This window comes from Antiquaquibacter metalliresistens (assembly GCF_029211225.1).
Lineage (GTDB): Bacteria > Actinomycetota > Actinomycetes > Actinomycetales > Microbacteriaceae > Rhodoglobus > Rhodoglobus metalliresistens.
In genome coordinates, this window is record NZ_JARGEM010000011.1 from 36,920 (window position 1) to 45,751 (window position 8,832).

The 8,832-nt window shown below is 67.1% G+C and carries 10 protein-coding genes and 1 pseudogene; 9 read left to right on the forward strand and 2 right to left on the reverse strand.

The annotated features are described in order from the left end of the window. Positions 1-237: 237 nt before the first annotated feature. The 4 genes from PYV02_RS14805 to PYV02_RS14820 all read left to right on the forward strand — a co-directional run bounded on the left by PYV02_RS14805 (position 238) and on the right by PYV02_RS14820 (position 3,941). Positions 238-585, forward strand: coding sequence for a hypothetical protein (locus PYV02_RS14805; protein ID WP_275759837.1), 348 nt, complete (start codon positions 238-240; stop codon positions 583-585). 50 nt (positions 586-635) lie between these two features. Next, the gene (locus PYV02_RS14810; protein ID WP_275759838.1) at positions 636-2,039 is read left to right on the forward strand and encodes a ParB/RepB/Spo0J family partition protein; all 1,404 of its coding nucleotides are present in this window, start codon (positions 636-638) and stop codon (positions 2,037-2,039) included. Between the two features lie 358 nt (positions 2,040-2,397). Then, the gene (locus PYV02_RS14815; RefSeq protein WP_275759839.1) at positions 2,398-3,324 is read left to right on the forward strand and encodes a ParA family protein; all 927 of its coding nucleotides are present in this window, start codon (positions 2,398-2,400) and stop codon (positions 3,322-3,324) included. Beyond that, on the forward strand, positions 3,321-3,941 hold the full coding sequence (locus PYV02_RS14820) for a hypothetical protein (protein WP_275759840.1): 621 nt from the start codon (positions 3,321-3,323) through the stop codon (positions 3,939-3,941). Before PYV02_RS14815 ends, PYV02_RS14820 begins: the two co-directional genes overlap by 4 nt. 63 nt (positions 3,942-4,004) lie before the next feature. On the opposite strand, the gene PYV02_RS14825 is transcribed toward PYV02_RS14820, so the two are convergent. Next, positions 4,005-4,223, reverse strand: a complete 219-nt coding sequence (locus PYV02_RS14825) for a helix-turn-helix transcriptional regulator (protein ID WP_275759841.1) — start codon at positions 4,221-4,223, stop codon at positions 4,005-4,007. 666 nt (positions 4,224-4,889) lie between these two features. On the opposite strand from PYV02_RS14825, the gene PYV02_RS14830 reads away from it, so the two are divergent. Next, the gene (locus PYV02_RS14830; protein ID WP_275759842.1) at positions 4,890-5,117 is read left to right on the forward strand and encodes a hypothetical protein; all 228 of its coding nucleotides are present in this window, start codon (positions 4,890-4,892) and stop codon (positions 5,115-5,117) included. 1 nt (position 5,118) lies between these two features. Further along, a complete protein-coding gene (locus tag PYV02_RS14835) occupies positions 5,119-5,913 on the forward strand; it encodes a Fic/DOC family protein (protein ID WP_275759843.1) in 795 nt (264 codons plus the stop codon). Here the strand turns inward: PYV02_RS14835 and PYV02_RS14840 are convergent. After that, the gene (locus PYV02_RS14840) at positions 5,910-6,503 is read right to left on the reverse strand and encodes a hypothetical protein (RefSeq protein WP_275759844.1); all 594 of its coding nucleotides are present in this window, start codon (positions 6,501-6,503) and stop codon (positions 5,910-5,912) included. The two genes, PYV02_RS14835 and PYV02_RS14840, sit on opposite strands and share 4 nt — an antisense overlap. Positions 6,504-6,860: 357 nt before the next feature. Here PYV02_RS14840 and PYV02_RS14845 point away from each other — a divergent pair. The 3 genes and pseudogenes from PYV02_RS14845 to PYV02_RS14855 all read left to right on the forward strand — a co-directional run. After that, positions 6,861-7,232 (forward strand): annotated as a pseudogene (locus tag PYV02_RS14845) (single-stranded DNA-binding protein); the annotation flags it as partial. 287 nt (positions 7,233-7,519) lie between these two features. Continuing rightward, on the forward strand, positions 7,520-7,660 hold the full coding sequence (locus PYV02_RS14850) for a hypothetical protein (protein WP_275759845.1): 141 nt from the start codon (positions 7,520-7,522) through the stop codon (positions 7,658-7,660). A 76-nt stretch (positions 7,661-7,736) separates the two neighbouring features. Further along, positions 7,737-8,087 (forward strand): hypothetical protein, encoded by a 351-nt coding sequence (locus PYV02_RS14855; RefSeq protein WP_275759846.1) that lies wholly within the window; start codon positions 7,737-7,739, stop codon positions 8,085-8,087. Positions 8,088-8,832 lie beyond the last annotated feature (745 nt).

Here is an 8,832-nt window from a genome sequence, read left to right on the forward strand (position 1 = left end):
CGTAGAACACCGCTGCACGGCCCGGCGTTGGCGGCGGAGTGTTTGAACTGCGTTTTGCCTGTCTGGCTCCACGAGCCTGCACATCGGCTCCTCCGGTGGCAACCGCTTTCGCGGCATATCCTCCCTCGCTGCGCTCAGTCCGGTATTCCACGGTCAGTTGCCCCCTCCCCCACCGCTGCGCCGGTTCGCTCCTGCCAGACAGGCAAAAAGAACAGTTGGCAGAGAAGGAGAGAACTTATGCCACACGGGATCCTCACCGACCACGCAGGGAACTTGACGCTGATCACGATCGACACCGACCCGGGATCGGCCTCCATTGAAGATCACATCGGCTGCAGCACCCTGCTGGCGGTCAACCTTGACGCCGGTCTCGTGCTCTGGCTCGACGCCGCAGGTGCAGACACCGACCGCGTGAACGCCCCACTGACGGCGATCGCCGCACGATTCGGCTACGACGCCCCCATCTACGGCTGCGGAGTGTTCACCGCGCGCAGCGATGAGGCCGGCGGCATGAGCTGCATCACCGATGCCCAGCGCGTCGACCTCGTGATCGCCAGCATCCAGACCTCGACCCTCATCCACTGACCAGCCCGCCCCGGCCCTCAACGGGCCGGGGCATCCCGAAGGAGAGAACCATGACAGACACCACCGCAACCGCAACACTGACCTACGTCGACGCGAACCAGGCGATCCTCGACCCGAACATCCGCGAGGGTGGCGACCTCGATCCCACGTTCGTCAACTCCGTCCGCGAACACGGGATCCTGACCCCCGTGCTCGGCTACACGGACGACTCTGGGGCCGTGCACGTTCGTGCCGGTCGACGCCGCACCCTTGCCGCGCGCGCCACAGGCCAGCCGCTGCCGGTATTCCTCACCAAACTCGACACCGCCGAGGCCACCAGGATCATCGAGCAGCTGATCGAGAACGACGAACGCACCGCGCTCACCAACAGCGAGCGAATCCGCGCCTGGACTCAGCTGACGCTCGAAGGGCTGACGATCCCGAAGGTTGCCAAGCAACTCGGTCGCAGCAAGGACGAGGTCAAGGCTGCCGTCGAGGTAGGCACGAACGAGACCGCCCTTAAGGTCGCGGACGAGTTCGGCACGAACATTGACCTTCTCCACCTGGCGGCGAGCCTCGAGTTCGCCGACGAGCCCGACGTTCACGCCGAGCTCCTGGAGGCCGCGGTGGACGACCCCGAGCGCTTCGATCACTACCTCGAGAATGCGCGGTCGGCACGGGAACGACGTGAGACGATCCGCGGGCGGGAGAAGGAACTGGAGGCGGAAGGGCGAGCCATCCTCCGGCGTGACGAGCTTGCGCCTGACACGAGCGTGCAGCTGCTGCGGAACCTCGTGCGAGACGAGTCCCTGCCGGTGACCGCGACCGGCGAACCGGACGTCAGGGTCGCGGTCAGTATCAGCTGGAACGGCATCGTTGAGAGCGAGTACATGGTCGACGCGGCCGCCTACGGGTACCGCGACCGGTACGAGGGCCGCAACCCTGGTAGCGGACCGATGACCGAAGAACAGAAGGCCGCGCGGAAGCTGCTGATCCGCCGAAACCGCGAGTGGGATGCAGGCACGGTGGTGCGAGTTCGCTGGCTGACCCAATTCTTGGCCCGGAAGTCACTCCCGAAGGACTGTGGACCCTTCATCGCGACCAGCCTCGCCCAGCACGGCCGCGCGCTCCTCGAGCGTGGAACGACCACCGCAGCGGAGTTGCTCGGACTCGACACGAGCTACCGCGGCTACGGCAAGTCCGTCCTGGCCGACCTGGTGGCCGACCAGCCGCAGAAGGCGGGTCTCGTCACCCTCGCCATCGTGCTCGGCGCGTACGAGAGCGGCACGAGCCGCAACACGTGGCGATCGCCGGACGCTGAGGGGAAGAGCTACCTGCTGCAGCTGGAGACATGGGGCTACGCCCTCTCGCCCGTCGAACGTATCGGCGCGGGCTACGACGTCGGCGACGACGAGGGCACCGCGCTCGAGGTGAACGACGTGGACGAGCTGGACGGCGAGTCCGCGGACGACTAGCCCGAACAAGGGGCCCGGCAACGCGCTAGCAAGCCGGGCCCCTTGCAGTCCATCCAACACGACTCGCCGCCAGCACCACCACGCGCCCTACCGCACGCTGTCATACGCGGCGTGCGGTAGGAGCACCACCAGCTCCTACCACAGGAGAACACGCCCGTGCTCCTGCCTTGCGTAATGCCATAACTCACGCCATACTTCCTATTGGAACGTCACCGGGCGATAGCGCTAGATCACCCGTTGTGCGTCCCGCTGAGGCCGCTACTTATCAACACGCGATCCATCCAACCGGACAGCGCGCCACAGCGAACATACGATGCCAAACACGACGACGGCCCAGCCGTCACGCTAGGGAGCAACCATGACCATCAGACGATCCGTCGCATTCGCGCAGGGCAAGGGCGGAGTGGGCAAGACATCGATCACCAGCAACGTCGGCGGCCTCGCCGCCGCCGCAGGGTACCGCGTGCTCATCGTTGATCTCGACCAGCAAGGCAACACGGCGCGAGATCTCGGATTCGAGCCTGACCCCGGCACCGAACTGCTCAAGGCACTGGCCTTCGACGACGCACTGCCGGTGCGTCGTGGAGTGCGCGAGCGGCTCGACGTGGTGCCGGGCGGCCCAGACCTCGGAGACGTCTCTCGGCTGTTCTCCGGCAACGCCACACGAGGAGACCTCGCGGACAAGCTCGAGGAGAAGCTCGCGCCGATCGCGGGCGACTACGACCTCATCCTTATCGACACCCCGCCCGGCGACCGCATCATCGTCGAGGGGGCGCTGGGAATCTCCAGCGCCGTGGCAATCCCGACCCGCATGGACGAAGCCTCGATCGACGGTGTGAGCCGCATCGCCGAGCGCTTCATCGCCGTGCGCGAGCGCAACCCCCGTCTGCGCCTGGCTGGCATCATCCTCTTCGCCATCGCCTCGCGTACAACCCGCCTCGAGCGCGACGTGCGCGACGCGCTGCAGCAGATCCTTGGCGATGCTGCACCCGTCTTCGAGACCCGCATCCGTCACCTCGACAGCGCAGCTGCCGACTCCCGTCGACGCGGTCTGCTCGTCCACGAGCTTGAAGCGGCCGCCGTCGACGACAAGGCGGCGCGCCTGAAGGTGCTCCAGCTTGCGCGCGGGATCCCCGGCGAGGCCGAACGGCGCGAGATGGTCGCCAAGCAGACCGCTGGCGGCCTGTACTCGACCAACAGCGCCGGGCTCGCCGAGGACTACGAGGCTCTTACTCGCGAACTGCTCGTTCGAATCCAAGAACTCGAAGCGGGGGAGGCCGCATGACCATCGACCGACCGAATCTCTCCGATGCCTTCAAAGGCGCCGGCAGCGAGCGTGCGACGGGCCTCAGCGGCCTTCTCCAGCCTTCCACGCGGCCCCAAGGGGACGCGCCGGCACCGGAGGTCACAAAGATCGCGCCGAAGACGACAGAACGGCGCAGAGCCGAGCCTGCCGCACCACAGCGCGTGTCGCCCTCGGTCGACGCGCCAACCTCGCAGCGCACGGTTGTGCGCGCCCAAGCGACGACGTCGGCTGCAGGCGTGAACGTGCGCAACACCGGCGTCTACATCGAAGGAGACCTGCTCGAGCTGATCCGGGCCGAGAAGCTCCGACAGAGCACCGCCGGTGCGGCGCCCAACTACGACGACCTGCTCGTCACGGCGCTCGACCAGGTCGGACGGGAGCGACTGCGCGACGCTTTCGCGGTCGACAACGACCAGCCGAAGGGCGAACTCATGCCAGCCCGGCGCCGGCGCCCGCGAGGGACCGCCGGCATCCAGGTCCAACTGCGGCTCGACGACGCCCAGCGAGCAAGCCTCGACGCCCTCGCACAGGACGTCGGAGCTCCCTCCAGAAGCGCACTGGTCGCCACCGCCTACCGCCTGTGGCTGACCCGCTGAACGGCGGGTAGCGGCGCGCCAGCCGTCTCTCCCGACTGGCCGCCGCTACCCGTGGGGCCCCCGCTACGCGAACGAGCGGCGGGCCCGGAACCCCTCAACCTCGACGCGGAAGTACAGCACCGAGCGGGCCGTGATCGCCACGTACCTAGGTCCCTGCCCTGACTCACGCTGCATCCGCAGCACATCCTCGCTCACCTCGAGCGCGGCCGCCGCCTCAGCCGGCGTGAGGAAGAGTGGTTCTTCCGTCTGCGTACCCGGCGCGGCTACTGGCAGCTGTCGCACTGCAGATCCTCCATCGGGTCCACGGGCACGGCGTACTCGCCAACCCTCACTGTGTCGTCGCGTTCCATTGCTCCTCCTTCAACTAATTGCCTTTCGGCACACGCCGAACTGCAGCGCCAGGAGTGAATCCGCAGAGCCGCGTGCGGCGGCCGCGGGCGGGCACTTGTGCGAGGAAATAAGCGCAGCGCCGAGCAGAAGTTCGCGACAGCGGTTGCGGAGAGGGGAATGGTGCGCACACTCGCCAGGCCGAATGGCAACGAAGTTGCCGAGCGGGGCGTGCCCCGCGAACCAGAGAGCGGGCCGCAGGCCCCCAGTACGTTCAGGCCACCGTGGTGGCATGTCATCCGGCGCCTCGCCGGGTGTGCTCTCGGATCTCCCAGGCTGGCCCACACCGGGTCGCGGCCCTCAGGGGCTTTCGCGGCATATGCTCGCTACGCTCCGCTATTCCACGTCCCCAGGGCCGCGACCCGCCGTGCGCCGATCGCCGGTCATCCAAGACCACAACCGGGAGGACAAAGTGGATAACGAAAGCGACACCATCGGCGGCTATGACGTCCCTGTGGACCCGATGGATCTTCTCCAATGCGACAGCTGCCAGTAGGGCACGCTCGAACGGGCCGGAGGCAATCCGGCCCGTTTCGGTCGATCAGGCGGCACAATGGGTGTATGCCAACGCCCACACGCTTCGAGCGGGAGTACCCCGACCTGTTCGCAGCGCTGCCGGCGAATCGGCGCGCGAGCGTTGCTGCGGCGCTCACGGATGATCGCCTTGAGCATGGCGACATCCACCGAGCCGACGTCGAGCTGCTCGTGCGCAACGCCACCGAGAACATGAGCGACGAGCAGTACCTCGCAGCCGTGCTGGATCGACTGCACGTCACGGCGTCGACGTAGCATGCCCGAGGAAGAGGAATGGGCGGCGTACCTGTACCCGGGTACCGACATCCTCCGCAACAAGCTCGACTTGCGGGACGAGCGTGCGCTCGAGGCCGAGCGGTTCCTCGCGCGAAGGCGAGCCGACCAGGTGCGGGCAGGCCTCATCGAGATCCCGCGCACCTACGACCTGTCCCACTACCTCGCGATTCACAAGGCCCTCTTCCAAGACGTGTGGGACTGGGCTGGAGAGATCAGGACTGTCACGACCGCCAAGAAGGTTGACGAGCGCGAGCAGGCACGATGGTTCATCGGCCCGAAACAGATCGAGGCCGGCGCCGCCGGACTGACCGAACACATTCAGGGGATCGCGTGGGCGGAACTTGACCGAGAGGGATTCGTAGAGGCGATCGCGGATACGGCGACCTGGTTGAACTTCCTGCACCCGAGCCGTGAAGGCAATGGGAGAGCCAGCAGGATCTTCCTTGAGCATGTCGCAGAAAAGAGCAAGTTCCAGCTCGACTTCGACGCCGTAGAACAGCGCGAGTGGAACGAGGCTTCGCGAGACTCAATCAAGCCCGGCCGCGGCCCACACCCCGGCGGGCCGCTCGTCATGCGGTCTATGTGGCAGGTCTTCGATCGCATCGTCGTTGAGCGTGACGTGACGGCGCCGGGAGGACCTGCGTCTCACGCCGCCAGCGTTGCGCGTGCCGGCAATCCTCTGTCCCCGAGAGCGGCGGTCACCGCACGGCAGCAACCGCAGCGGCGGGCGGGGCCCCGCGACGCTCCTGAGCCGCCAAGAGAACTGGACCGCTAGCGGCCCAGCTCCGGCTCCGACCGCCGCTCGGAGGGCTCGGCACGATGCCGCGGTGGCACGCTGGCGGTGCTTGCGGCGGTACCTGAGGGCGCGACGGCGAAGCCCAGTCTGCCCAGCTCGACCGAGCCCAGCGCTGGTGGGGGAGTGATCGGTGCGTACACGTCGAGCGGGACCCGCTTTCCGCCCGCGAGCGAGATCGGTCCGTCGTAGTCGTCGGTGAGTTGCCAACCCAGAGGGGCAAGCTCGCTCGGGTTGTGCGGGTCTACACCATGCTCGAGCACCAGGCGGCGGCGCAGCTGCACCGCGAAGTCGTGCACGTCCGTGTGCATCGCGTCCTCCATCACCATCCGTGGTGCCTGATTGATCAGCTCCCACGCCCTCACGAGGGACTCGCTGGCTGCGCCGGCGAACGCTCGCCGGCTCCCGGCGATGGAGGCGAGCTCCGCCCAGACTGCACGGCCGCGGCCTGGGTCCTCTTCTGCGGCCGCGCTCGAGCCGCAGAGTGCGGCCTCGACGAGCTGCAGCCGAAGGGCCTGCAGCCGCGCACCGGGCTCCAGTCCGGTGCGCCAGGTCTCCCCATCCTGGTCCAAGCGTTCCCCCCCAATTGGATGCTTTACAGCAACGATCAATAGCGTATTCTCTCACCGTGGGCACGATTCGAGCCATAGTCAACCACTGGGACATTGCCGATCCCCGAGGCTACGGCGCTCTCGGCTGCGACCAACGTGGCACGTCGTGCCCGACCTGCGTCGAAACTTCGCTCGGCGCTTCGCTCACTTCCTCCCAAACTTTCGCCTCCGGTCGGGGACCCACTTATGGTCTCCGCCGTTCGCGCCATCAGCGCTGCGTATCGGAAATGTCCCACCAAACCGAAATGCGGGACAGGTCCCCGGTCCTCGAAACCTCGAGCGACAACCATCACCATCGAAACTGAAGGAGAATACGAAATGGCCGGAGAGATCTTCATCACCGTCCGCGGCAACCTCACCGCAGACCCCGAGCTGCGCTACACGCAGAGCGGCGTAGCGGTCGCCAACCTCACCATTGCGTCGACGCCGCGGGTGTTCGACGCCTCGACGAAGCAGTGGGAGGACGGCGAAACAACGTTCATGAGGGCGACCATCTGGCGGGCGGACGCGGAGCACGCGGCCGCGAGCCTCACTAAGGGTGCGCGCGTCGTGGCCTACGGCAGACTGCAGCAGAGCAGCTACGAGACCAAGGAAGGCGAGAAGCGCACCAGCATCGAGCTGGAGATCGACGAACTCGGCGCGAGCCTCAAGTACGCCACTGCCACGCTGACCCGCTCGAGCTCCTCGAGCGACGACGCGCCTGGCGACCGTCCTGAGTGATCGACACTGAGGTGGGCCGGAGGAGACTCCGGCCCACCTTTCGTCTGGGGGAGTAGTGATGATCGTTGGGATCGCTGGGGGCATCGTCGTGGCTGGGATGCTCACGGCCCTCGCTGTCGCCGCGCATAGGCGGCTGTTGCCGCAGCGGCCGCCCCGACTCGCGATCGCGATCGCAGGCGCTGTGTACCTGGCGGCAGCGATGGCCGTACTGTGGATGCTCCGGCCCTTCTAGGCGCAGCGGGCTGTACCCTCGGCGCATGACTGAGACTGGGCCTGAGCCCGCGCGAACTGCCGCACGGGAGCTCGCCGCTCGCCGCTGGCAGCAGATCAGCGTTCAGCTCGAGGGTGACGAGAGCTGGCTCAGCACGGAGGCTGAACCAACCGACGTCAGTCGGTGATCCGTAGAATCTACGACGACCGCAGAGAGCGGGATCTTCGCGCAGGGCCGGCTGCAACACCCGTAGGGGAGTAGCCGTGGGCAGCAACAGCCGATATGCCGATCACATCGACCGGGACGTCGAACGACGTCGCGCGATGAACACTCCAGCTGCCAGGCCGACGACGCCGAGCGCGTTCCACGCACGCCTCAACGCGTTCCCTGATCGCTGGGTTTGCCGGAACGGGCGCTGGGGCGACATCTACGGTCGCATTGAAGCGCGGGACGTCATGCGCAACATGCTCTGGACAACCGTCTACTACGCCACCTTCACGAAGGACGTCGAGGAGCCGATGGGCGAGTTCGCCACCGGCGACGAGGCCGCAACCGAACTCTGGAACCGGTACCTCACCTACGTAACGGAGACGTCGCCGCGTCGACGCGACTAGCGACCGAGATCGCTGTGTGCCTCGCCGTGCTCGTGCGCGTCCCGGACACGCGCACGAGGCGGGACGAACGTATACGGCCGGCCGCCACGGCCGAGACCAGGACTGGCGACCTGCAGCGCGGCCGTCAGGCGAGCTAGCACCTCGCGGTCCTCGTCGAGCGGAGGGAGCCCCCGTACGTGCCGCGCCACCGAGTCCATCCTGACCTCCGATCGAAGCCGCTCACCGTGCCTCGCCAGGTACCGACGACCTGCCTCGAGGATCTCGGGACGGTTCCGAATGGTCGCGAGCTCCACTGCGAGCGATCGCAACCAGGCGGCGGGCGTGCCGAACTCCTCGCGTGCGATCGCCTTCCGAACAAGAAGGGGCCGCGGTTCTGAGAAGAACGCATCGGCCGCGCGAACATTCGCACGCACCTCGGCCACCGGCACTCTGTGCAGCTGCCGGGAGGGAAGGCCCGCCGCCGCGAGCCGACGATCCAGCCGGCGCTGGTCCCGGCTCGCGCGGCGGTACGCCTCCCGCTGTTCAGGCGAGGCCTTCCACTCTGACGGAGCCTTGCGTACATAGTTCTCGCGGTAGCGCGCCCGAGCTTCAGCGACCTTCTGAGGATCCTCGCGTGCGAGACGTCGCTCGGAGATCTCCGCCTTGTGCGGTGACGTCCCGCTGAGTGGTGGAGTTTCTGGACACCGTGCGAGATCTAGCTGAGTTGATTATGCCGCGGTCAGTTCCGGGATCGCCACCTCCTCGT